The sequence below is a fragment of the Pseudomonas sp. J380 genome, from assembly GCF_009827115.1.
In the GTDB taxonomy this organism is placed as follows: Bacteria; Pseudomonadota; Gammaproteobacteria; order Pseudomonadales; family Pseudomonadaceae; genus Aquipseudomonas; species Aquipseudomonas paracarnis.
Window position 1 is genome coordinate 267,843 of the sequence record NZ_CP043060.1, and the last position, 23,253, is coordinate 291,095.

The 23,253-nt window shown below is 61.1% G+C and carries 19 protein-coding genes; 6 read left to right on the plus strand and 13 right to left on the minus strand.

Annotated features, from left to right (window positions below; genetic code table 11):
- Positions 1 to 99 precede the first annotated feature (99 nt).
- From FXO12_RS01470 to ctlX, 7 genes are all read right to left on the minus strand, one after another.
- On the minus strand, positions 100 to 597 hold the full coding sequence (locus FXO12_RS01470; protein ID WP_003192319.1) for an Lrp/AsnC family transcriptional regulator: 498 nt from the start codon (positions 595 to 597) through the stop codon (positions 100 to 102).
- A 4-nt stretch (positions 598 to 601) separates the two neighbouring features.
- Positions 602 to 1,432, minus strand: coding sequence for an ABC transporter ATP-binding protein (locus FXO12_RS01475; RefSeq protein WP_003192318.1), 831 nt, complete (start codon positions 1,430 to 1,432; stop codon positions 602 to 604).
- 3 nt (positions 1,433 to 1,435) lie between these two features.
- Positions 1,436 to 2,149 (minus strand): ABC transporter permease, encoded by a 714-nt coding sequence (locus FXO12_RS01480; protein ID WP_014719024.1) that lies wholly within the window; start codon positions 2,147 to 2,149, stop codon positions 1,436 to 1,438.
- Complete coding sequence (locus tag FXO12_RS01485; RefSeq protein WP_014719023.1) at positions 2,146 to 2,847, minus strand: ABC transporter permease; 702 nt, start codon at positions 2,845 to 2,847, stop codon at positions 2,146 to 2,148. The genes FXO12_RS01480 and FXO12_RS01485 overlap by 4 nt, the downstream gene beginning before the upstream one ends.
- A 176-nt stretch (positions 2,848 to 3,023) precedes the next feature.
- Positions 3,024 to 3,803, minus strand: a complete 780-nt coding sequence (locus tag FXO12_RS01490; RefSeq protein ID WP_032896457.1) for an ABC transporter substrate-binding protein — start codon at positions 3,801 to 3,803, stop codon at positions 3,024 to 3,026.
- 227 nt (positions 3,804 to 4,030) lie between these two features.
- A complete protein-coding gene (locus FXO12_RS01495; protein WP_054917425.1) occupies positions 4,031 to 5,077 on the minus strand; it encodes an ornithine cyclodeaminase in 1,047 nt (348 codons plus the stop codon).
- Positions 5,078 to 5,088: 11 nt separating this feature from the next.
- A complete protein-coding gene (ctlX, locus tag FXO12_RS01500; protein WP_057974965.1) occupies positions 5,089 to 6,015 on the minus strand; it encodes a citrulline utilization hydrolase CtlX in 927 nt (308 codons plus the stop codon).
- 223 nt (positions 6,016 to 6,238) lie between these two features.
- Between ctlX and FXO12_RS01505 the strand changes: the two genes are divergently transcribed.
- Complete coding sequence (locus FXO12_RS01505; protein ID WP_082631481.1) at positions 6,239 to 7,132, plus strand: GNAT family acetyltransferase; 894 nt, start codon at positions 6,239 to 6,241, stop codon at positions 7,130 to 7,132.
- Between the two features lie 271 nt (positions 7,133 to 7,403).
- Here FXO12_RS01505 and FXO12_RS01510 read toward each other — a convergent pair whose 3' ends face one another.
- From FXO12_RS01510 to FXO12_RS01530, 5 genes are all read right to left on the minus strand, one after another.
- Positions 7,404 to 8,423, minus strand: coding sequence for a branched-chain amino acid aminotransferase (locus FXO12_RS01510; RefSeq protein ID WP_003192309.1), 1,020 nt, complete (start codon positions 8,421 to 8,423; stop codon positions 7,404 to 7,406).
- A gap of 193 nt (positions 8,424 to 8,616) precedes the next feature.
- On the minus strand, positions 8,617 to 9,996 hold the full coding sequence (gene lpdA / locus FXO12_RS01515) for a dihydrolipoyl dehydrogenase (RefSeq protein WP_057974964.1): 1,380 nt from the start codon (positions 9,994 to 9,996) through the stop codon (positions 8,617 to 8,619).
- A gap of 4 nt (positions 9,997 to 10,000) precedes the next feature.
- Complete coding sequence (locus tag FXO12_RS01520) at positions 10,001 to 11,266, minus strand: dihydrolipoamide acetyltransferase family protein (protein ID WP_034127972.1); 1,266 nt, start codon at positions 11,264 to 11,266, stop codon at positions 10,001 to 10,003.
- The gene (locus FXO12_RS01525) at positions 11,267 to 12,325 is read right to left on the minus strand and encodes an alpha-ketoacid dehydrogenase subunit beta (protein ID WP_005789444.1); all 1,059 of its coding nucleotides are present in this window, start codon (positions 12,323 to 12,325) and stop codon (positions 11,267 to 11,269) included.
- A gap of 1 nt (position 12,326) precedes the next feature.
- Positions 12,327 to 13,562, minus strand: a complete 1,236-nt coding sequence (locus tag FXO12_RS01530) for a 3-methyl-2-oxobutanoate dehydrogenase (2-methylpropanoyl-transferring) subunit alpha (RefSeq protein WP_014719015.1) — start codon at positions 13,560 to 13,562, stop codon at positions 12,327 to 12,329.
- Between the two features lie 195 nt (positions 13,563 to 13,757).
- On the opposite strand from FXO12_RS01530, the gene bkdR reads away from it, so the two are divergent.
- The gene (bkdR, locus tag FXO12_RS01535) at positions 13,758 to 14,246 is read left to right on the plus strand and encodes a Bkd operon transcriptional regulator BkdR (RefSeq protein ID WP_003174877.1); all 489 of its coding nucleotides are present in this window, start codon (positions 13,758 to 13,760) and stop codon (positions 14,244 to 14,246) included.
- Between the two features lie 147 nt (positions 14,247 to 14,393).
- On the opposite strand, the gene FXO12_RS01540 is transcribed toward bkdR, so the two are convergent.
- The gene (locus tag FXO12_RS01540; RefSeq protein ID WP_057974963.1) at positions 14,394 to 15,257 is read right to left on the minus strand and encodes an MBL fold metallo-hydrolase; all 864 of its coding nucleotides are present in this window, start codon (positions 15,255 to 15,257) and stop codon (positions 14,394 to 14,396) included.
- Between the two features lie 94 nt (positions 15,258 to 15,351).
- Here FXO12_RS01540 and FXO12_RS01545 point away from each other — a divergent pair, with 94 nt between their 5' ends.
- From FXO12_RS01545 to FXO12_RS01560, 4 genes are all read left to right on the plus strand, one after another.
- A complete protein-coding gene (locus tag FXO12_RS01545; RefSeq protein WP_057974962.1) occupies positions 15,352 to 15,687 on the plus strand; it encodes a helix-turn-helix transcriptional regulator in 336 nt (111 codons plus the stop codon).
- A gap of 51 nt (positions 15,688 to 15,738) precedes the next feature.
- Positions 15,739 to 16,983, plus strand: coding sequence for an FAD/NAD(P)-binding oxidoreductase (locus FXO12_RS01550; RefSeq protein WP_057974961.1), 1,245 nt, complete (start codon positions 15,739 to 15,741; stop codon positions 16,981 to 16,983).
- A complete protein-coding gene (locus FXO12_RS01555) occupies positions 16,984 to 17,790 on the plus strand; it encodes a sulfite exporter TauE/SafE family protein (RefSeq protein WP_057974960.1) in 807 nt (268 codons plus the stop codon). It begins immediately after the preceding gene.
- A gap of 137 nt (positions 17,791 to 17,927) precedes the next feature.
- Positions 17,928 to 23,201: an SET domain-containing protein-lysine N-methyltransferase gene (locus FXO12_RS01560; RefSeq protein ID WP_057974959.1), complete on the plus strand. Its 5,274-nt coding sequence runs from the start codon at positions 17,928 to 17,930 to the stop codon at positions 23,199 to 23,201.
- Positions 23,202 to 23,253: the final 52 nt, after the last annotated feature.

Below are 23,253 nucleotides of genomic sequence, written 5' to 3' on the forward strand. Positions count from 1 at the left end.
GGAATGCCACCCTGGACGCTCCGCGTCTGCTCTTGAAGTTGTGACGCGGAGCGTCATTGGATGCATTCCCACGCAGAGCGTGGGAACGAGCTAGCTGGTTCAGGCCAGTTCGGTCGCGGTGTTCTTGACCACCGCCAACTCCGGATGCGCCACCAGCTTATCAATGTGCAACTCATCATTGTTCAACCAGGTCTCGGTCAGCACCCGGTAATGTTCCATATCCCGGCAGCGCATGCGCAGGCTGTAGTCGAACGGCCCGCTGATCAACTGGCATTCGAATACCTGCGGGCAGGCTTTCACGCAGGCTTCGAAGGCCTTTTGCGCCGAGCGCCCGCTTTGGTTGGACAGGGCCACCAGCACCAGCAGCGACAGCCCCGGTGAGACCATCTGCACATCGATGATCGCCCCATACCCACGGATCACCCCGCGTCGCTCCAGCTTGCGCACCCGTTCCAGGCAGGGCCTGGGGGTGAGGTGCACCAATGACGAGAGCTTTTCGTAGGTGATACGCCCCTGATGCCTGAGTACGTCGATGATCGCTTCGTCGATGCGATCCAGCGTAGGGGAAGAATGGGGTCCGTTGGCCTTGGTATCCATGAGTTCACTTCAAACGGTTGGAAAGAAATTGCTGCAAGCGTTCGCTGGTGGGATGGTCGAGGATCTCGGCGCCGCCGTGTTCTTCGACTCGGCCCTGGTGCAGGAACAGTACTTGGCTGGACACCTGGCGGGCAAAGCCCATTTCGTGGGTGACCATCAACATGGTACGACCTTCCTCTGCCAACGTCTGTATGACTTTAAGCACTTCTCCTACAAGCTCCGGGTCCAGGGCCGAGGTGGGTTCATCAAACAGGATGATCTCCGGCTCCATCGCCAGCGCCCGCGCAATCGCCACGCGCTGCTGCTGGCCACCGGACAGGAACGCCGGATATTGGTCCGCCACGCGGCTCGGCAGGCCGACCTTGTCCAGGTACAGCCGCGCACGTTTCTCGGCTTCGGCGGCGCTCACGTTCAGCACCCGGCGCGGGGCCATGGTGATGTTCTCCAGCACGGTCATGTGGCTCCACAGGTTGAAGTGCTGGAACACCATGGCCAGGCGCGTGCGCAGGTTTTGCAGTTGCGCCTGGTGTGGCGCGCGGGTGCCGGCGCGGCCTGGTTGCATTTCGATGCTGATGCCGTCCAGGGTGATCACCCCGGCGTCAGGCTGTTCCAGAAAGTTGATGCACCGCAGCATCGTGCTTTTGCCCGAACCGCTGGCGCCGATCAGGCTGATCACGTCGCCCTGGCGTGCGTTGAGGGACACGCCCTTGAGCACTTCGTGTTCGCCGTAGCGTTTATGGATACCTTCGACTTGCAGCTTGATGGCCGCCGTGGCGGTGTTGCCGACGGGTACATCCATTGGATAAGCGGCCAGGGCCTGCGCGGACTGATTCATGGGTTAGCCTCGGGTAGGAACAAGAAAGCGCATCCAGCGACGTTCGGCCAGCCTGAACAGGCCCACCAGTGCAAAGGACAGCAGCATGTAAAGCAGGGCGGCGATGCCGAAAGCCTGGAAGGTCAGGAACGTCTCGGCATTCGCATCGCGGGCGACCTTGAGGATGTCGGCGACGGTGGCGGTGAACGCCAGCGACGTGGCGTGCAGCATCAGGATCATTTCATTGCTGTAGGCCGGCAGGGCGCGACGCAATGCGGCGGGCACGATCACAAACAGGTTCAGCCGCCAGCCGTGCAGGCCATAGGCGCGTGCCGCTTCGATCTCGCCATGGGGAATGTTGCGGATTGCCCCGGCGAAGATTTCCACGGTGTAGGCGCAGGTGTTGAGCACAAACGCCAACAGCGTGCAGTTCAGCGCATTGCGGAAAAACTGGTTGAGCAGGGCGTTGTCCTGCACCACTTCCAGGCTGTACAGCCCGGTGTAGCAAATCAACAGTTGGATATACAGCGGCGTGCCGCGGAACAGGTAGGTGTAGACCTCCACCGGCCAGCGCAGCCAGAAATGTTCTGAGACGCGTGCCAGCGCCAGGGGGATCGACAGGCCAAAGCCCAGTACCACCGAGATAATGAACAGCCACAAGGTCATGGCGACACCGGACAGGCCGCTGCCATCGCTGAACAGGTAGGCCAGGCCGTATTGCTGGAACAATTCGATCATCGCGCCATCCCCTTGATGCCCAGGTTATAGCGCCGTTCCAGGCGCTTGAAGATGCGGTTGGAGAGGGTGGTAATCACCAGGTACACCAGGCCCGCGAGGATCAGGAAGTACAGCGGCTCGCTGGTGGACTTGCCCGCGTTCTGCGCGGCCTTGACCAGGTCTGACAGGCCGATGATCGACACCAGCGCCGTGGACTTGAGCAGCACCAGCCAGTTATTGCCCAGGCCCGGCAGGGCAAAGCGCATCAGTTGCGGGAACAGCACCAGGTGAAAGCGCTGCCAGCGGCTCAGGCCGTAGGCGGTGGCGGCTTCCAGTTGGCCGGCCGGCACACTGAGGATCGCGCCTCGGAAGTTTTCGGTGAAATACGCGCCGTAAATAAAGCCCAGGGTGATCACTCCGGCGGTAAACGGGTCGATTTCAACGTAGTCCCAGCCGAACGCTTCGGTCAGATCGTTGAGCCACAGTTGCAGGCTGTAGAAGATCAGCAGGATCAGCACCAGGTCCGGCACGCTGCGGATCAACGTGGTGTAGAGCGTGGCCGGCACGCGCAGCCATTTGGCGCTGGAGAGTTTGGCGCCCGCGGCGACCAGGCCCAGGGTAAGGCTCAGGGCCAGGGCGAGGAACGCCAGCTTGAGCGTCATCCAGGCACCCTGGGCCAGCATGGGGCCGTAGCCTTGCAGGTTGAGGAGGTCGTTCATGGGGAAGATCTCGAAGGAGTGCACGGATTTACTGTGGGAACTGCTTGTTGTGGCGAGGGAGCTTGCTCCCGTTCGACAGCGCGGCTGGAGCCGGCTTTTTGGGGGCGCTTCGCACCCCAGCGGGAGCAAGCTCCCTCGCCACAACACGCCCGCTCCCACAGGGGCACGGTTGCCGGTTACTCGTTGTAGATGTCCTGATCGCCGAAGTATTTCTTCTGGATCTGGGCGTAGGTGCCATCGGCCTGGACGGCGGCGATGCCCTTGTTGATCAGCTCACGCAACGCCTGGTCGTTCTTGCGCAGGCCCATGGCGATGTCCAGAGGCAGGGTCGGGTCCTTGAAGGCCGGGCCGGTCTTGAAGTCGGCGCCTTCGGGCTTGGACAGGAAGTTGAGCTGGGCTTCGAGCTTGTCCGTCAGGGTGGCGTCGAGGCGGCCGTTTTGCAGGTCGGCGTAGTTCTGTTCCTGAGACTGGTACGCCTTGATCTGTGCACCGAGCTTGGCCAGGTGCGCGCGGGCATAGGCTTCCTGCAACGAGCCTTGCAGCACGCCAACCTGCTTGCCGTTCAGCGATTCTGGGGTGTCACCGAAGGTGGCGTTTTTTCGGGTGATCACCGAGGTGGGGCTGAGGAACAGGCGGTCGGTGAAGTCGATGACTTTCTCGCGGGCCGGGGTCACGGCCATGGAGGACATGATCGCGTCGAACTTGCGCGCACGCAGGGCCGGGATCATGCCGTCGAATTCGTTGTGCACCCAGGTGCATTTCACTTCGAGCTTGGCGCAGATGGCGTTGCCCAGTTCGATATCGAAACCTTGCAGGCTGCCGTCGGCGGCGACGGATTCGAAGGGCGGGTATTCGGGGAACACGCCAAACCGGATTTCTTTCCAGTCCTGGGCGTGGGCAGCAGTGGCGCACAGTGGCAACAGCAACGCAGCGAAGAGTGATCGCAGAGGAGTCATGTGTCGGTCCCTATATTTTGTAATTGATGTCAGGGGCAGTGAATAACTGGGAGCAGAGAATGCTTCATGATGGTGCGTTTTTTGTGTCGTTTACCCCCTGCGCAAAGCGCAAATTGCGCTGTTAAAACAGGCAATGCAGCGGAATCGGCTGTGACACCGGCAAAATCGGCTTTCAACCCACCCGAATCTGGCCTGCCCTGGGCGCAAAGCGGCAAGCCAGAGCGGTTTCAGGCGCGCTTTTTATGCTGTACCACAGGTTGCTGGGCCAGGCGTGCAAACAGGTCTTTCGGGTCGGCCAGGTCTGGCACCAGCTCCAGCTCGCTCCCCACATCCAGGGCCTTGGCCACGTCCAGTACATAGCGCAGGGCCGAGTAGTCTTCGATAGCAAAACCCACCGAGTCGAACAGGGTGATCTGGCGTTCATTCTCGCGGCCCGGCTGTTGGCCGTTGATCACTTGCCACAGCTCGGTGACCGGCGAATCTTCCGGCATGTGCTGGATTTCGCCTTCGATGCGGCTTTGCGGTTCGTACTCGACGATCACCCTGGCGCGCTCGACGATACGGCGGTCCAGCTCGGTCTTGCCCGGGCAGTCACCGCCCACGGCATTGAGGTGCATGCCTGGCTCGATCATCTCGTCAGTCAGGATGGTGGCGTAGGCCTTGTCTGCAGTCACGGTGGTGACAATGTCCGCGCCTTTGACTGCCTCGGCGACGCTGGCGGCCAGGATCACCTTGATCGCCGGGAACGCCTTGAGGTTGGCGGCGAGCTTGGCGGTGGCCTGGGGGTCGATGTCGAACAAGCGGATTTCAGTAATGCCCAGCATGGCGTGGAAGGCCAGTGCCTGGAATTCGCTTTGGCAGCCGTTGCCGATCAGCGCCATGCTGCGGCTGTTGGCGCGGGCCAGGTAGCGGGCGACCAGGGCCGAGGTGGCAGCGGTGCGGATCGCAGTGGTCAGGGTCATCTCCGCTAGCAGCACCGGTTTGCCGGTGTCGACGTCGCCCAAGGCGCCGAATGCCATCACGGTGAGCATGCCGGCCAGGGTGTTTTTCGGGTGGCCGTTGACGTACTTGAAGGCGTACAGCGAAGCGTCGGACACCGGCATCAGCTCGATCACGCCATCCGGTGAGTGGTTGGCCAGGCGCGCGCACTTTTCGAAATCCTGCCAGCGCAGGTAGTCGGCGCGAATGTAGTCGGCCATCTCGGTGATAGAGGTTTGCAGGCCTTTTTGCGATACCAGGTAGCTGAGGTCGTTGACGTCGATATAACGGGTCATGGCAGGACTCCTTATTGAAATGAGGGACGGGCCGGCAGATGCACTTCGGCCAGCATGCAGCGGGCACTGCCGCCGCCGATGCGTTCGATGTTGTCGATATTCACCACCACCGGCCGCGTATGGCGTTCCACATGCTGACGCTGCGCCGGATGCAGGGCGCCCCAGGCACTGGCGGACATCACCAGCAATGGCTGGCCGTCCCGGTCGTGGACCTCCAGCATGTTGCCGGCGAAGGCTTCCAACTGGTCGAAGTCCAGGCTGAGGATGTCCTTGCCGGTGTCACGCAGGGAGCGTTCCAGGGCCAGGCGCTCGCTGTCGTCGGGCAGGGCCTGCAGGCACACCACCGCGAGGTCGCGGCCAACGCTCATCATCACGTTGCTGTGGTAGATGGGGGCCTGGTGACGGTCCAGGGCGTGGAACACACAGAGTTGGTAGTCGAGGCGTTCGGCAAACTGGCGCAGGGCCGCGTGGTGGGTGCGCCCCGAATGGCACGCGTAGCTGATGCGGTGCTGGCGGTCGAGCACCATGCTGCCGGTGCCTTCCAGGAAGATGTTCTGTTGTTCCAGGTGGCTGAGGTCGATGGTGGTGTTGATCGCAAAGCGTTGCTCCAGTACTTGCAGCACGCCCTTGTTGCGCTCCAGTCGGCGGTTCTGGCCTTCCATGGGGTAGAGCACCAGGCTGCCGTCGGCATGGCTGCTCCACCAGTTGTTGGGGAAGATCGAGTCGGGCGTATGAGGCGCCGGCGTGTCCTGCACCACCAGCACCTCCACGCCATGCTGGCGCAGGGTGTCGACATAACCGTCGAACTCCTCCAGCGCTTTGTGCTGTGCACTGAGCGGGTCCAGCGGCGGGCGTTGGAAACGGTTGTTGATCGCGGTATCCGGGTTGAAGGCAAAGCGCGCCGGGCGGATCATCAGGACGGTGTTGGTGGTTTGCATGGGGGCACGGGTCCGTTGGGGATCTTGTGCCGCTATTGTGTGCGTTGCGGGGAAAGGATCCCGGCTGAAACAGCGGGGTGGCTCAGCCAAGAAAGCTGAAAACGGGGGTGGCGCAGCCGAATCGGCTGCCAGATTGAAATACGATCAACCTGTGGGAGCAGGCAAGCCAGCTCCCACATTGGTATTGTGGTGATTGTTATCGTTGTGTCAGCCAGGAGGAACCATGTCTACCGCTGTTCGTCTTGCCCAACCTTCAGATGCCGAGGGCATCAGCCAGGTCATCCTGGCTGCGCTGCACAGCAGCAACGCACGTGATTACCCAGCAGATGTGATTGCGCGGGTTGCCAGCAATTTCACCCCCGACGCGGTAATGGCGTTACTCCAGCGGCGTGTGGTGTTGGTGGCGACTCAGGATCAACTGATCGTTGCTACGGCCGCACTGGACGGCAACGTGGTGCGCTCGTTGTTCGTCAACCCGGCGCTGCAAGGGCAGGGCATTGGCCGATTGTTGATGATCGAGATCGAGCTGCGCGCCCGTGAAGCCGGCGTGACGGTGCTGAGCGTGCCGTCCTCGCTGACGGCGCAAGCCTTCTACGCCAAGCTGGGTTTTCACAACGTGCGTGACGTGTACAACGGCAACGAGCGCACGTTGGTGATGGAAAAGGCGCTGTTGTCCCGCCACCCCATCGGGCCGTATCGCGACCGTCAACACCGTGCCCAGGTGATTGAGTTATGGCAGCAGGCGTTTGGCTATGACACCGCGCATAACCTGCCGAGCCTGGCGATTGATAAGAAACTGGCGGTCAATGACGGGTTGTTCTTCGTTGCCACCGACAACAAAGCCGTGATCGGTACCATCCTCGCCGGCTATGACGGGCATCGTGGCTGGTTGTATTCGGTGGCGGTGCATACCGACTATCGGCGCCATGGCCTGGGGTCGTCGCTGGTGCGCTATGCCGAACAGGCGTTGACAGCGCTGGGTTGCATGAAAATCAACCTGCAGATCACCGGCGGCAATGACCTGGTGGTGGGGTTTTATGAGGCGTTGGGGTATGGGGTGGAGCCGAGGATCAGTATGGGCAAGAAGATTGCCGAGAATATTACGCCACGCTCATGAAGGTGCAGAAACCAGTGTGGGAGCTGGCTTGCCCGCGATAGCGATAGGCCTTTGATCGTTGATCGTTCCCACGCTCTGCGTGGGAATGCCGCCTGGGATGCTCCGCGTCCCGCCGGACAACAGGTGACGCGGAGCGTCAGGGGATGCATTGCATTCCCACGCGGAGCGTGGGAACGATCAAGCGGAGCGTGGGAACGATCAAGCGGAGCGTGGGAACGATCAACCAGCCAGCTCCCACAGGATTTTGTGGTGTCGCTGGTTTTTGTGGCTGTCAGACCTTGACGATCCAACCCGCTGGCGCTTCCACGTCACCGGTCTGCACACCGGTCAGCTCTTTGTAGAGCTTCTGGGTGATCGGGCCGACTTCGGTCTCGCTGTGGAACACATGCAGCTTGCCGTTGTACTGAATGCCGCCGATAGGCGAGATCACCGCTGCGGTACCGCAGGCGCCGGCTTCCTTGAACTGATCCAGCTTGTCGATGAACACTTCGCCCTCGACCACTTCCAGGCCCAGGCGGGTCTGGGCCAGTTCGATCAGCGACAGGCGGGTGATGCCTGGCAATACCGAAGGCGACTTCGGCGTGATGAACTGGTTGTCGTGGGTGATGCCGAAGAAGTTGGCCGAGCCGACTTCTTCGATTTTCGAGTGGGTCATCGGGTCCAGGTAGATCGCGTCGGCGAAGCCGGATTTCTTCGCTTCCGAACCCGGCATCAGGCTGGCGGCGTAGTTGCCACCAACCTTGGCGGCACCGGTGCCTTGCGGCGCGGCGCGGTCGTAGCCGGAGATCTGGAAGTTGTGCGGCACCAGGCCGCCCTTGAAGTAGGCACCGACCGGGATGCAGAACACCGAGAAGATGAATTCCGGCGCGGTACGCACGCCGATGTTGTCACCGGTGCCGATCACGAACGGGCGCAGGTACAGCGCGCCGCCACTGCCGTACGGCGGGATGAAGCGCTCATTGGCCTTGACCACTTGTTTGCAGGCGTCGATGAACGCGTCGGTCGGCACTTGTGGCATCAGCAGGCGGCCACAGCTGCGCTGCATGCGGGCGGCGTTCTGGTCCGGGCGGAACAGGTTGATCGAGCCGTCCTTGCAACGGTAGGCCTTCAGGCCCTCGAAGCATTGCTGGCCATAATGCAGGGCAGTGGAGCCCTCGCTGATGTGCAGCACATTGTCGTCGGTCAGGGTGCCAGCTTGCCATTCGCCGTTCTTCCAGACCTGGAGAAACCGCTTGTCGGTCTTGATGTAGTCAAAACCCAGCTTGTCCCAATTGATGCTCTCGTTACCCATGACACCCTCTATCTCTGGTCAAGTCGGATTTTTTTCTGGATGGGCGAACAATACTGCATTCACAGGGCTGTTCGCATCCCCTGTAGGAGCGAGCTTGCTCGCGAAGAACGCAAGGACGCCGCGTTTAACTGGGTGGCCCGCGTTATCGTTGGCGATTTTCGCGAGCAAGCTCGCTCCTACAGGGGTTGTGTTTTTACAGGTGCAACGCGTGGCCCAACGCCCGCAACGCCGCTTCCTGCACCGCTTCACCCAGGGTCGGATGGGCATGGATGGTGCCGGCCACATCCTCCAGGCGCGCGCCCATTTCCAGGCTCAGGCCAAACGCAGTGGACAGTTCCGACACCCCAGCCCCCACCGCTTGCCAGCCAACAATCAAATGATTGTCACGCCGCGCCACCACCCGCACGAAGCCGGCCTTGGACTCCAGCGTCATGGCCCGGCCATTGGCGGCGAACGGGAAGCTCGACACAATGCAATCCAGGCCAGCAGCCTTGGCCTCGTCCGGGGTCTTGCCGACCACCACCAGTTCCGGGTCGGTAAAGCACACCGCCGGAATTGCCGCTGGGTTGAATTCGCGGGCCTTGCCGCTGATCAGTTCGGCAACCATTTCGCCCTGGACCATGGCCCGGTGCGCCAGCATCGGCTCGCCACTGAGGTCGCCAATGGCGTACACGTTGCGCATGCTGGTCTGGCAGCGGCTGTCGATCTTGATCGCCGCGCCGTTCATGTCCAGGTTCAGCGCTTCGAGGTTCCAGCCTTGGGTGTTGGGTTTGCGCCCCACGGCGACCAGCACCTGGTCGGTGTCCAGCGCCAGGGTGTCGCCATTGGGTGCACGTATTTGCAGCTTGTTGTCGGCAAAGCCGGTGACGCTGTGTTCCAGGTACAGCTTCACGCCGAGTTTCTTCAGGGATTCAGCCACCGGCAGGGTCAGCTCGGCGTCGTAGGCCGGCAGGATGTGCGCCTGGGCCTCGACCACGCTGACGTCGGCACCAAGCTTGCGGTAGGCAATCCCCAGTTCCAGGCCGATATAACCACCGCCCACCACGATCAAACGTTTGGGTACATGGGTCGGTGCCAGGGCTTCGGTGGACGAGATAATCGGCCCGCCAATCGGCAGCATCGGCAGGTTGACGCTTGTCGAGCCGGTGGCCAACAGCAGGTGTTCGCACTGGATGCGTTGCTCGCCCACCTCGACGGTCTTGCCGTCGATGACTTTGGCCCAGCCATGGATCACCTGCACCTTGTGTTTTTTCAGCAGTGCGGCGACGCCGGTGGTCAGGCGGTCAACGATGCCGTCTTTCCATTCCACGCTCTTGCGGATGTCCAAAGTCGGTACATCCACCTCAATGCCCAACTGCGAGCCCTGGCTATGGTGCACGGTTTGCTGGAACTGCTCGGCCACATGGATCAGCGCCTTGGAGGGAATGCAGCCAATGTTCAGGCAGGTGCCGCCCAGTGCTTGGCCTTCCACCAGAATGGTGGGGATGCCCAGTTGGCCTGCGCGAATCGCCGCGACATAACCGCCGGGGCCGCCGCCGATAATCAGCAGCGTGGTGTGCAATGTCTGAGTCATGCCCTTACTCCAGGAACAGGCTGGCGGGTTGTTCGAGCAGGCCGCGAATGGCCTGGATGAATTGCGCCGCGTCCATGCCATCGACCACGCGGTGATCGAAAGAGCTGGAGAGGTTCATCATCTTGCGCACCACGATCTGGCCCTTGATCACCATCGGCCGCTCAACGATGCGGTTGACGCCGACGATGGCCACTTCCGGCAGGTTCAGCACTGGCGTACTGACGATGCCGCCCAGGGCGCCAAGGCTGGTCAGGGTAATGGTCGAACCGGACAGCTCTTCACGGCTGGCCTTGCCTGTACGTGCGGCGTTGGCCAAACGCGCGATTTCTTCGGCAGTGCCCCATAGGCTGCGGGCTTCGGCGTGGCGCACCACCGGCACCATCAGGCCCACGTCGCTCTGGGTGGCGACGCCCACGTGCACGGCACCAAGGCGAGTGATGACCTGGGCTTCGTCGTCGTAACGCGCATTGATCTGCGGGAAGTCGCGCAAGGCTACCACCATGGCCCGCACGATAAACGGCAGCAGGGTCAGCTTGCCGCGTGTCGCACCGTGCTTCTCGTTGAGGTGCACGCGCAACTCGTCGAGGGCGGTGACGTCGATCTCTTCCACGTAGCTGAAATGCGCGGCGCGGCGGGTTGCGTCCTGCATGCGCTGGGCGATCTTGCGGCGCATGCCGATCACCGGGATCTGGTGTTCGTCATTGCGCTCGGCATAAGGGTTGGCGGCACTGGTGCTGGTGGCCGGCCCTTGATGCAAGTAGGCCTCCAGGTCTTCATGCAGAATCCGGCCCGCAGGCCCTGTGCCCTGGACCAGGCGCAGTTGAATCCCGGCATCCAGCGCGTGTTTGCGCACGGCAGGCGAGGCCAACGGGCGTTCGCTGGCTTCACGGGCCACGGGCGCTTGCGGCGCTTTCACTACTGCAGCGGGCTTGCTTTCTACCGGCGCCTGTACCGGTTTGGCTTCGGCCACAGGTGGCGCGGCCTTCGCCGGCTCGGCAACCTCCGGCATATCCTTGGTATTGCCTGCGCCTTCCACTTCAATGCTGATCAAAATGCTGCCCACTGCCATGACCTCACCCGGCTCGCCGCCGAGGGAAATCACCTTGCCGTGGACCGGCGAGGGAATATCCACCATCGCCTTGTCGGTCATCACATCCGCCAGCACCTGGTCTTCAACCACCAGGTCGCCGACCTTTACATGCCATACCGATAATTCAACTTCCGCGATGCCTTCGCCAATGTCCGGCATCTTGATAACGTGCGTGCCCATTCAGACCTCCATGACCCGTTTCAACGCCGCGCCCACTCGGGACGGCCCTGGGAAATACGCCCACTCCTGCGCGTGCGGGTAGGGAGTGTCCCAACCAGTGACGCGTTCGATCGGCGCTTCCAGGTGGTGGAAGCAATGCTCTTGCACCAGCGAGACCAACTCGGCACCAAAGCCGCAGGTGCGCGTGGCCTCATGCACCACCACGCAACGGCCGGTCTTTTTCACCGACTTGACGATGGTCTCCAGGTCCAGCGGCCACAGGCTGCGCAGGTCAATGACCTCGGCGTCGATGCCGGTTTCTTCAGCGGCGACTTGCGACACATACACGGTGGTGCCATAGGTCAGCACGGTCACGGCCGAGCCTGGGCGCACGATGGCGGCTACGTCCAGGGGCACGGTGTAGTAACCGTCCGGCACCTGGGCTTGGGGGTGTTTGGACCACGGCGTTACCGGGCGGTCGTGGTGACCGTCGAACGGGCCGTTGTACAGGCGCTTGGGCTCCAGGAAGATCACCGGGTCATCGTTTTCGATGGAGGCGATCAGCAGGCCCTTGGCGTCATAGGGATTGGACGGCATCACCGTGCGCAGGCCGCAGACCTGGGTGAACACCGCTTCGATACTCTGGCTGTGGGTCTGGCCGCCATAGATGCCGCCGCCGCAGGGCATGCGCATGGTCAAGGGCGCAGTGAACTGGCCGGCCGAGCGATAACGCAGGCGTGCCGCTTCGGAAATGATCTGGTCGGTGGCGGGGTAGACGTAGTCGGCGAACTGGATTTCCGCTACCGGGCGCAGGCCGTAAGCGCCCATGCCCACGGCCACGCCGACGATGCCGCTTTCCGAGATCGGGGCGTCAAACACCCGCGAGCTGCCGTACTTGGTCTGCAAGCCTTCGGTGCAACGGAACACGCCGCCGAAGTAACCGACGTCCTGGCCGAACACCACCACGTTGTCGTCACGCTCAAGCATCACATCCATGGCCGAGCGCAGGGCCTGGATCATGGTCATGGTGGTGGTGGTCATGGCGGTTTCCAGTTCGATACTGTTGTTGTGGTCGTTCATGTCACACCCCCAGCTCTTGACGCTGGCGCTTCAAGTGCTCCGGCATCTCTTTATAGACATCCTCGAACATGGTCGCGGCGCTTGGAATCTGGCCACCGGCCAGGGTGCCGTACTGTTCGGCTTCTTTCTGCGCCTTGACCACTTCGGCTTCAAGTTCTGCACTGACCGCCGCGTGTTCCTCTTCGGACCACTGGCCAATCTTGATCAAGTGCTGCTTGAGGCGGGCAATCGGGTCGCCCAGGGGGAAGTGGCTCCAGTCGTCGGCGGGACGGTACTTGGATGGGTCATCGGAGGTGGAATGCGGGCCGGCGCGGTAGGTGACCCACTCGATCAGGGTGGGCCCCAGGTTACGGCGCGCACGTTCGGCGGCCCAGGCCGAGGCGGCGTACACGGCGATAAAGTCATTGCCGTCCACGCGCAGGGAAGCGATGCCGCACCCGACGCCGCGTCCGGCGAAGGTGGTGGCTTCACCGCCAGCGATGGCCTGGAAGGTGGAAATCGCCCACTGGTTGTTGACCACGTTGAGGATCACTGGCGCGCGGTACACGTGGGCGAAGGTGAGGGCGGTGTGGAAGTCCGATTCAGCAGTGGCGCCGTCGCCGATCCAGGCCGAGGCGATCTTGGTATCGCCCTTGATCGCCGAGGCCATGCCCCAACCCACGCCCTGCACGAATTGGGTGGCAAGGTTGCCGGAAATAGTGAAGAAGCCCGCCTCCTTGACCGAATACATGATCGGCAACTGGCGGCCCTTGAGCGGGTCGCGCTCGTTGGACAGCAGTTGGCAGATCAGGTCCACCAGCGGCACCTCGCGGGCCATCAGGATGCTTTGCTGGCGATAGGTGGGGAAGCACATGTCGTCGATATTCAAGGCCAGGGCCTGGGCGCTGCCGATGGCTTCTTCGCCAAGGCTTTGCATGTAGAACGACATTTTTTTCTGACGCTGGGCGACCACCATACGGTTGTCGAAAATGCGCGTCTTGAGCATGGCGCGCATGCCGCGGCGCATGATCTCGGTGGAGACACCTTCGGCCCACGGGCCCAGTGCCTGGCCCTGATCGTCGAGCACACGGATCAGGCCCTTGGCCAGGTCGGCGGTGTCGGCGGGCTCTACGTCGATGGCGGGTTTGCGTACCAGGCCGGCGTCGGTCAAACGCAAGTAGGTGAAGTCGGTCTTGCAGCCTGGGCGGCCCGAGGGTTCGGGAACGTGCAGGCGCAGCGGTGCATACGGCTGGGTCATGGCTTTCTACGCTCTATCTTGTGAATTTCTTGTAGTGGGCGCGCTAGCTGACAGTCAGTCTTCGGGTAGAAGAAATCTTGTCCTACAACAATCATAGGCGTCGCGTAGAAGAATATTTATCTGTGTTTCATTGCGTCGCCGGCCATTTGCGGATAAAAAAACTGCATAAACATAATAAACAGGTGATTTTGTCTCATGCGCAAACTGGACCGTACCGATATCGGCATTCTCAACGCCCTGCAGGAGAATGCCCGGATCACCAATGCCGACCTGGCCCGCTCGGTCAACCTGTCGCCTACGCCGTGTTTCAACCGGGTCAAGGCGATGGAAGAACTGGGGCTGATTCGTGAGCAGGTTACGCTGCTGGATGCTGATCTGCTGGGGCTGCACGTCAATGTGTTCATCCACGTGAGCCTGGAAAAACAGAACGAGCTGGCGCTGCAGCAATTCGAAGGGGCGATCTCGGATCGGCCTGAGGTGATGGAGTGCTACCTGATGGCCGGCGACCCGGACTATTTGATCCGCGTGTTGGTGCCCACGATCCAGTCCCTGGAGCGCTTCATGATGGACTTTTTGACCAAGGTGCCTGGGGTGGCGAACATTCGCTCCAGTTTTGCCTTGAAGCAAGTGCGCTACAAAACCGCGCTGCCATTGCCGGCCAACGGCATCAGCCTCGGCTCCTGATTCTCTGTAGGAGCGAGCTTGCTCGCGAAGAACTCACAGTCGCCACATGCTTTCAGGCAGCCCGCGTTATCGTTAACGTTCTTCGCGAGCAAGCTCGCTCCTACAGGAGATCGTGGGCGTTTAAATGACTGGCAGGTCCCCTCCGTTTCAAAGTTGGTTTAGGGGGATCTTCAGGTAGGTCACGCCATTCTCTTCCGCTGGCGGCATGTTGCCCGCCCGCACATTCACCTGAATCGCCGGCAACAACAGCGTCGGCATCCCCAATCCGGCATCACGGGTGGTGCGCATCGCTACAAACGCCGCTTCATCCACCCCATCATGCACATGAATATTGCCCGCCCGTTGTTCCGCCACGGTGGTCTGGTACCTGGCCTCACGGCCTTCAGGCGGATAGTCATGACACACATACAGCCTGGTATCGGAGGGGAACGCCAACAGCTTGCGCATCGACGCATACAACTGCCGCGCATCGCCGCCGGGGAAGTCGCAGCGCGCGGTGCCGACGTCGGGCATGAACAGGGTGTCGCCCACCAGGATCAAGCGGCCGTCGATCAAATAGGCCATGTCGGCGGGGGTGTGTCCAGGCACGTGCAACGCCTGGGCCTTCAAGTTGCCGATATGAAAGATTTCATCCGGCGCAAACAGGTGATCGAACTGCGAGCCGTCCACGCGAAATTCCGGCTCGAGGTTGAACAGGTTCTTGAACACGCCCTGCACCTTGCTGATCGATTCGCCTATCGCGATCTTGCCGCCCAAGGTGCGACGCAGGTAGGGCGCGGCGGACAGGTGGTCGGCATGGGCGTGGGTTTCCAGCAGCCACTGCACGTGCAGGCCATGCTCGCGCACAAAGGCAATCACCTTGTCGGCTTGTGCCGTATCGGTGCGCCCCGAAGCCGGGTCGTAATTGAGCACCGAGTCGACGATGGCGCAGGGGCCGCCATCGGCCTCATAGACGATATAGGTGTAGGTCGACGATGCGTCATCCAGAAAGGCTTGAATCAACGCTGGCATGGCGGCTGTCTCTGCTGAAGAAAAAAGTGGTTACAATCAGTTTACGTTTACACATAATGTTTTGAGCTTAAGTGACATAAAGGACCCGAGGCAAATGGAATCTACGTTGAGTGAGGGCGAAGTCGCCCAGTTGCGTGAATCGGCGTCCAAGGCCTGTGCCTTGCTCAAGGCCCTGGCCAACGAAGACCGTTTGTTGATCCTGTGCCAGTTGACCCAGGGCGAGCGCAACGTCGGCGAGCTGGAAGCCCTGACCGGCGTACGCCAGCCCACCCTGTCACAACAGTTGGGCATCCTGCGCGATGAAGGGCTGGTCGCCACCCGTCGGGAAGGCAAATACATTTTCTACGGGTTGGCCAGCCACGAAGTGATTCAAGTGATGAAAACCCTGTCCGGGCTGTATTGCGGCGCGGTCATAAAAAGCTGGGCGTGACGCCATCCGGCAGCGACCCTTGTGTGCATTGACTCAAAAAGGCAGTAGACAATGACCGAACAACACTGGGGACCCACCATCAGTGGCGATATCGTAGTCATCGGCGGCGGCTCGGCAGGCATCGGCCTGCTGGCCAGCCTGCTCAAGCGCGACCCGCAGCTGAACATCACCCTCATCGAACCTAACGACTACCACTGCTACCAACCGGCCTGGACCCTCGTCGGCGGCGGTGCCTACGACCTGCAAAAGACCCGTAGGCCTCTGGCCGAGGTGCTGCCCAACGGTGTGAGCTGGGTACAGGCCGCCGTCAGCGAAGTGCTGCCCGACGAGCAAACCCTGGTGCTCGACAGCGGCCAGCGCGTCACCTGGAAGAACCTTATCGTCTGCCCTGGCCTGCGCCTGGCCTGGGAAAAAATCGAAGGCCTGCAGGACACCCTCGGCCAGCACGGTGTCACGTCCAACTACAGCTACGAGCATGCCGCGTACACCTGGCAGTTGGTGCAGCAGCTCAAGGGTGGCAAGGCGTTGTTCACCCAGCCGGCGATGCCGATCAAATGTGCCGGCGCGCCGCAAAAAGCCCTGTACCTGTCCTGCGACCACTGGCTCAAGCAGGGCGACCTCAAACACATCGACGTCGAGTTCAACCTGGCCGGTGCGGCGTTGTTCGGTGTGCCAACCTTTGTGCCGCCGCTGATGAAGTACGTCGAAAAATACAACGCTCGCCTGGCGTTCAACTCCAACCTGGTGAAAGTCGACGGCCCGGCGCGCAAAGCCTGGTTTGAAGTCAAAGACGCCGAAGGCAACGCGACGGTCGAAGAGAAAACCTTCGACATGCTCCACGTCGTACCGCCGCAGTTGTCCCCGGACTTTATCCGCCAGAGCTCACTGGCCGACGCCGCCGGCTGGTGCGAAGTGAACCCCCATAGCCTGCAACACCTGCGCTACCCGCATATCTTCGGCCTGGGCGATGTGTGCGGCACCACCAACGCCAAGACGGCGGCAGCGGTGCGCAAGCAAATTGTGGTGGTGGCCGAAAACCTGCTGGCCCTGCGCAAGCAGGCACCTTTGCCGCTCAAATATGACGGCTATGGTTCCTGCCCTCTGACGGTGGAGAAGGGCAAGGTGGTGCTTGCCGAGTTTGGCTACGGCGGCACGTTGCTGCCGACCTTTCCCCTCGATCCCACGCAAGCACGCCGTTCGATGTGGTTCCTCAAGGCCACGCTGCTGCCGTGGTTCTACTGGAACGGCATGCTCAAGGGCCGCGAGTGGCTGACCCGTCTGAGCAAGGTGGACTGAATGCTGCTGGCCAGTGTGTTGGGTGTATTGATGGGCCTGGTCATGGGCCTGACTGGCGCGGGCGGCGGCATCCTTGGGGTGCCGGCGCTGGTGCTGGGGCTGGGCTTGACCATGACCCAGGCCGCGCCGGTGTCGTTGCTGGCGGTGGGCGCAGCGGCAGCGGTTGGTGCCATTGATGGCTTGCGTCATGGCTTGGTGCGTTACCGTGCGGCGTTACTGATCGCCTTGCTCGGCGCGCTGTTTTCGCCGTTGGGCGTGTTTGTCGCCCACCAACTGTCGGAACCGGTGCTAATGGGGCTGTTCAGTGCGCTGATGGTGCTGGTGGCCTGGCGCATGCTGCAACGGGAAAAGCGCGAGGCCGGGCCGAGTGACCATGGTGCGGCGTCGTGGGGCCAGAAAAACTGCATGCTCAACCAGCAGACCGGTCGCCTGGCCTGGACCGCCAAATGCAGCGCCACCCTGGCGGCGTTGGGAGCGGTGACCGGCGCCGTTTCAGGTTTGCTGGGCGTGGGCGGCGGCTTCCTGATCGTGCCGGCGTTCAAGCAACTGACCGACGTGCAGATGCGCGGGATCGTCGCCACGTCGTTAATGGTGGTCAGCCTGCTGTCGCTGATCGGCGTGGCCGGTGCGTTTCATGCGGGCGTGAGCATCGAGCCGGTGGGCTGGGTGTTTATTGGTGCGAGCGTCGTCGGCATGTTGGTGGGAAGGCGGTTGTGTTCGGTGATCCCCGCGCGGGTGTTGCAAGTGGGGTTCGCCAGCCTGTGTGGGTTGGTGGCGATTGGGATGCTAGCCAGCGCGTTGCTCTGACGCTGTACCTGTGCGCTGTCACGAAATCTTGTACTTGGTCAGGAACCTCCTCATTGAGCGCTGACACTCAGTGAACGGCCGCAAGCGCCGAAACGCGCTTTTGCCTGGATGATTCTTCGACTATGCACAGGCGCTTTATGACAATTACCGCAGCACACACGCATTTTTCGCTTCCCTTGGCAGCAGCTGAAAAACGGCCACCGCTTGTGGCCGATGACCTTGAACCGTCGTTGACGCCCCAGCGTCCCAGCCAGAATTTGCCATTACCCAACAGTCCTGTCTTCTCACTGGGCCATTTGGGCGGGGCATTATCCTGGCCAAATCCCTTGAGTGCAGACGAGCAGCGGCGCTTGCGCCTTGCGACGATGAATTACGCACACCCTCTGGGCGACCAACCGCTGGTGATGCAAACCAAGGGTGGCGTACTGGAGTTTCTGCGGTATCGCCAGCCGCTGCCGGCAGAAGTGGGGAGCGACCCGGCCAAAATACTCGAAGCGCTGGTCAATTCCCCGCAAGGGCAACGGATGGGCAACGCGCTGCAGCAAACAATGCAGGGCATTGACAGCGAAAGCAGCGCGAGCGATTACCTACTGGCCGCTATCGCACTGCAGATGGACCCTGAGTCGATCACCGCACCCGATTGCAACAGCGTCGCCGGGTTTGATCTGGGCGGTGACACGCATGGGGGACACCACGCAGCCACGGTGGTGGCTGGCTTGGCCGAACATTTGAGTCGTACTGGCAAAACCAGCGCTGCACTCGCAAGTGTCGGCGCGTACCTGTTGCTGGCCAAGTCGGCGCCGCAGTTTCTGATCAAAGACATTCCTGCGACGGTGAAAGTCGGCAGCCAGGCATGGGCCAGCCTGGCGATTGCTGCGATGACGATTGAGGCGCAGACGCCGGGCAAAGTCCCCGGCATGACGTTTGCCCAGGTCATGAGCGAGGCGCAAGAAGCACGGCGGGTTGACCCAGGAGTTACCCAAGCGGCAGAGACGGTGGCATTGCTGGACTGGGCCGTGGCCAGTGGCGTTCTTACAAAAAGACAGAATGGCGACTATCCACCCGCGCAACTTGAATCAGCAAGGGCCGCATTCAACGCCCAGCTGGACACCCGGCTCACTGCCTCCCATGCACTGGATAAGGCATTGCCCACGCGAAAAGAGATCGCCCTGACCAAGCTCAAGGAGCGATTTGGCGACCTTGGCGCGTTTTTCGAGGCGAAAGTATTTGCTGTCGATCAGCACTACGTGAAGATTGAAGGGGGAGGTATTTCACTCTTGGATGTCGCCATGGACGACTGGCTGGAGTCCCGGCCTTTCAAGGCGCACGAACCCAGCAGCTCACTCAAGGGCAACGACCTGCAAAGGGTACTAACGAGTTTGAACGCCAATCGGCAATTTGGCGTGCCGGCAGAATTCGAACGGCAGTTCAGCCGTGCAATGGAGGAAAAAAAGGCCGCCGTCAATACAACGGTCAGGCACATGATCTCGCAACTGCCCTTACAGGATCGCAAGCATTTCGAGTTTGGAAAGGTCAGTTTTTTCCAGGAAGGCTCATACGTCATGGATGGGCATTTCAATAATACGTATGCTCAAAATGAACCGGGGCTGCTGGTCAAAACCGAGCTGCAAGGCACGTCGCACGCCTACGTCATCGACTTCAATAAAGGCACGATTGAAAAGACGAGCCTTTACAGTACAAAGGTTAAGGAAGACAGGGATGGCAACAAGGTTTCGACGACCAAAGTATTCACGCCCAGCCATACAGCCGATGATCTGGGACGTGAGCGACCGCTGAATAACGCGCCTTGGGATAGCTTTACCAGCGCTCGATCCCATGGGATTGCCACGGCGTTTGTCGAACACTTGGACCTCGACGATCCCGCTATCAAACAGCAGGCCCGTGGGCAAACCGCCTTGGACAAGGCGAACGCACAGCTGAGCGAGTTTTTGTTGAACCTGATCCCGTTCAGGTCCGCCATTGTCAATTTTCAGAACGGGCAGTATGGCGCGGGTGCTTTTGACCTCTTGCTGGATGTATTCGGTTTTCTTACCGCCGGCACCGCCACCGCAGGAAAGTTGCTCAAGGTCGGCCGTTCTGCGTTGTCTGCCGGGGCCAAGGCATTGCGGGCGGTCAAGGTCATCGGCGTGGCGGCCATTGACGTACTCAACCCCGTCGGCGGGGTGGGCGATTTGCCCAGGTTGGTGGGTAGCGCTGGTCTCTATGTATTGTCCAAAGGCGTCAAGGCCGTCAACAAGCTCAGGGGCGCCACCGGCAGTTATGACGTGTTGAAGGCGATCAGCAAACAGTACGAGGCCGCCGCAACCGGCACCGTGAAGGTGGCAGGCCAGACGGTGGAGGGGGCCGCGGTGCTCAAGGGTGGCAAGTGGTATGCATTCGATGCCGACGCGATGCGGCCTTATGGCGGCCCGCTCGATGAGTTCAAGGCCGCAACCCAGGCTGTCGACGGTGAGGTGGACACTGCAAGCTTCGATGGGCCAAGTGAGTTGAGCCATGAGCTGTTCGGGCACTTCAAAGTGCCTGAATCCAAAATCGCAGGGCTCACACGCAACAGCCAGGGCGTATATGTAGCAGCCGATGGGCACTCCTCGCACATACGCCATACCGACAGCAACGGTGACACAGCGGTGTATGAGGTGCGCCAGGTGTCTCGCACGGAAGACGGCACCGTGCAGGCCCGGGTTTATCACAACAACCGGCAAACCGAGTTGTTGGTCCAGCATGTACAGGGCGACGAATGGCAACGCCTGGGGGCACCCGGCGGCGGGCAGCTCACTGTTGAGCACTTGAAGGCCTGGGAGGCTTTGTCGCCGCAGGAGCAGATAAGGCTGACCCGAAAGGGCTTTGCCAAGCAGAATAAACTCACACAGAAAACCTTTGAGTTTTTCGTAAAGCCAGACGGTCAGTTAACCGATAGCGGCGTGCTCGTGCGTGATCGCCCTGCCAACGCATTCACCGCAAAGGTGACCGAAACGCATGTGCGTGAGTGGAAAAACATGACCCAGGCGCAGCGTGACGAAATGACCCAGGAGGGGTTTGCTGTTCTTCATAACCTTCGGCCGGGTACGTTCAAAACGTATGCGCGCAAGGACGGTACCCTGATGACCCGCGGGGAAACGCTGATCAACTCCTCTGTTCCCACCAAAAGTAACCAGATTACCGATGATCATTTACGCCAGTGGGATGAGCTTTTCAGGCAACCAGGCAACTCATTGACGTCAGCGCAGTTCGTGAGCCAGCACGGGCTCAGCCAACGTAGCTGGGCGCAGTACGTCAACGCGGACGGCTCGTTGAAGGGGGCGGGCGCGCAGCGTCTGGAACGCGCACTGCAAAGCGCCGCACGGGCGTCCGCTGTTCAGGCCCAGACCCCCATGGCCGATCATTTGCGCGCTTGGCAGGCGTTATCATTGGAGCAGCAGCAAAGCCTTACCCCCGCAGGCTTCGCCCGGCAGCAACATCTGCACCCGAAAGTGTTCAATCGCTATGTAAAACCAGATGGTCAGTTGACCGCTATCGGCGTGGCGGTGCGCGACCGTGCACCCAATACGCCATTTTATACCGTGACTGAAACCCATATCCGTGATTGGCAAGACATGCCACAGACGGAGCGTGACGAAATGACGCTCGAGGGGTTTGCCGAGCTTTATCACGTTAATCCAGGCTCGTTCAAAACCCATGTGCGGCGAGACGGTACATTGGGGCCGGTCGGTAGAGAACTGATGGACAGGGTGGTCGGTATTGCCCCTAACAAGATTACCGACGACCACCTTCGCCAGTGGAAAGCCTATTTCGAGGACCCGAATAATGCGATCACGCAAGCGCAGTTCACAAGCGACAACGGGCTCCATCCAGCCACTTGGAGAGACTGGGTCAACGCTGATGGTTCCTTGAAAAAGACCGCCAGCGAACGCCTTGAGCGCGCCGCACTGGGCCCGATCACCCATGTTCCCAGGGCGCGCATGGAGTTGATCACGGCTGGGCATTTGCGCGAGTGGGAGGCGTTGCCGCCCGCGCAGCAACGAAGCCTTACACGCAGGGGCTTTGCTCGCCAGAAACATCTATCCCCGAGAACCTTTGAGTATTACGTGCAGCCTGACGGCAAACTGAGCCCTGCCGGTGTGACGGTGCGCGACCGCTCTGCCAACATGGCGGCGGGCAGGGTGACCGAAACGCATATCGATAGGTGGCAAAAGCTGACGCAGCAGGCGCGTGAGACCATGACCATGGAGGGGTTCGCCGTTCAGCATAACCTGAGTGTGCATTCGTTCAGAGCGTATGTCCGTCCTGATGGTGGCCTGTCGGCGGCCGGCGAAGCCCTGATGAAGAATGTAACCGATGGCGCCTATCGCAGGATTACCGGTGACCTTTTGCGCCAGTGGCAAGCGCTTGCCGAGAGCGCAGACAACTCCGTCACGCAGGCGCAGTTTGTGCAACAGCACAGGCTTAGTCCAGACCTCTGGAGTAAGTACGTGAGAGCGGACGGCTCGTTTACAGCGAACGCCTCGCAACGTCTGGGACGGTTACAGCAAGGCACTGGGCCGCGCCCCGTTCCTGGGCAATCGGTTACGGATACCCCACGAAAACGCCCCGCATCAGAGCCCTTGGACCCGCCACCATCAAAGGTCGGCGCCGGCACAACGCAAGGCCTGGAGGCCCCAGCCCCCGCTTCGACAGTCCCGCCCGTGGTGATCAAGGTTGAACCCAGCGATTTCCCAACATTGCCTCGTCATCAGATCGACAACACGCTGCCGATTCTGCAGGACCCGGTGAACCCCAGAATCAGCTTGACCCAATCACTCGAAGGCCCGATCGATGACATCCGCATCTCCCACTGGAATGGCGTGCTCGATGGGCTTGATAGCCCGACTAAGGCGAGGGTTTCAGCACAGATCAAGGCGTCGATCAAAGACTGGCTGCGCACCGAAGGCCAGCATCAGACCCGATTTGACGATGCGCTGGAGGTGGTCACGCCGTTGGACGATGGGGGGCCGGCTCGCGGCGCTTCGGTATGGGCGCGGCGCGATATCCCCCAATTTGAAGTGCTTGGCCCTTATGCAGGCAAATACCATGCAGACGAAGCGTCACTGTTCGAGGAGCAGCGCAAGCAAGGTTCCCGGGCTGTAATGACTTACCTGTTCGGTACGCGCTCGGGTACGCGGACGGTGAGCGGCCTGCACACTGGCAACACCCTGAGCCTGATCAATACCTCGCAACTGGGCGAGGGGCCTGCGTGGATGTCCAACAATGTCGTGTCCATCGCGGTCGGGAAAAACCTGACGTTCTATGTGGCGCTCAAGGACATCAAGAGAGGCGAGGAGCTACTGCTGGACTATGGACCGTTCTATAAGCCGGTGCCTGATATAGCGATCAAGCCGGACCCTGATCGCTGAGTTCAAGCGCTGGGCGAAGGGGCAAGACAAATGATGCCGGGCAGTGGGCGCC

Coding starts and splice junctions, on each gene's coding strand:
- FXO12_RS01505 (WP_082631481.1), top strand. CDS start 6,239: ATGTCTACCGCTGTTCGTCTTGCCCAACCTTCAGATGCCGAGGGCATC.
- FXO12_RS01495 (WP_054917425.1), bottom strand. CDS start 5,077: ATGACCCGTTATATCGACGTCAACGACCTCAGCTACCTGGTATCGCAA.
- FXO12_RS01525 (WP_005789444.1), bottom strand. CDS start 12,325: ATGAACGACCACAACAACAGTATCGAACTGGAAACCGCCATGACCACC.
- FXO12_RS01490 (WP_032896457.1), bottom strand. CDS start 3,803: ATGACTCCTCTGCGATCACTCTTCGCTGCGTTGCTGTTGCCACTGTGC.
- FXO12_RS01520 (WP_034127972.1), bottom strand. CDS start 11,266: ATGGGCACGCACGTTATCAAGATGCCGGACATTGGCGAAGGCATCGCG.
- FXO12_RS01480 (WP_014719024.1), bottom strand. CDS start 2,149: ATGATCGAATTGTTCCAGCAATACGGCCTGGCCTACCTGTTCAGCGAT.
- bkdR (WP_003174877.1), top strand. CDS start 13,758: ATGCGCAAACTGGACCGTACCGATATCGGCATTCTCAACGCCCTGCAG.
- FXO12_RS01555 (WP_057974960.1), top strand. CDS start 16,984: ATGCTGCTGGCCAGTGTGTTGGGTGTATTGATGGGCCTGGTCATGGGC.
- FXO12_RS01560 (WP_057974959.1), top strand. CDS start 17,928: ATGACAATTACCGCAGCACACACGCATTTTTCGCTTCCCTTGGCAGCA.
- lpdA (WP_057974964.1), bottom strand. CDS start 9,996: ATGACTCAGACATTGCACACCACGCTGCTGATTATCGGCGGCGGCCCC.
- FXO12_RS01485 (WP_014719023.1), bottom strand. CDS start 2,847: ATGAACGACCTCCTCAACCTGCAAGGCTACGGCCCCATGCTGGCCCAG.
- FXO12_RS01470 (WP_003192319.1), bottom strand. CDS start 597: ATGGATACCAAGGCCAACGGACCCCATTCTTCCCCTACGCTGGATCGC.
- FXO12_RS01475 (WP_003192318.1), bottom strand. CDS start 1,432: ATGAATCAGTCCGCGCAGGCCCTGGCCGCTTATCCAATGGATGTACCC.
- FXO12_RS01540 (WP_057974963.1), bottom strand. CDS start 15,257: ATGCCAGCGTTGATTCAAGCCTTTCTGGATGACGCATCGTCGACCTAC.
- FXO12_RS01545 (WP_057974962.1), top strand. CDS start 15,352: ATGGAATCTACGTTGAGTGAGGGCGAAGTCGCCCAGTTGCGTGAATCG.
- FXO12_RS01510 (WP_003192309.1), bottom strand. CDS start 8,423: ATGGGTAACGAGAGCATCAATTGGGACAAGCTGGGTTTTGACTACATC.
- ctlX (WP_057974965.1), bottom strand. CDS start 6,015: ATGCAAACCACCAACACCGTCCTGATGATCCGCCCGGCGCGCTTTGCC.
- FXO12_RS01530 (WP_014719015.1), bottom strand. CDS start 13,562: ATGACCCAGCCGTATGCACCGCTGCGCCTGCACGTTCCCGAACCCTCG.
- FXO12_RS01550 (WP_057974961.1), top strand. CDS start 15,739: ATGACCGAACAACACTGGGGACCCACCATCAGTGGCGATATCGTAGTC.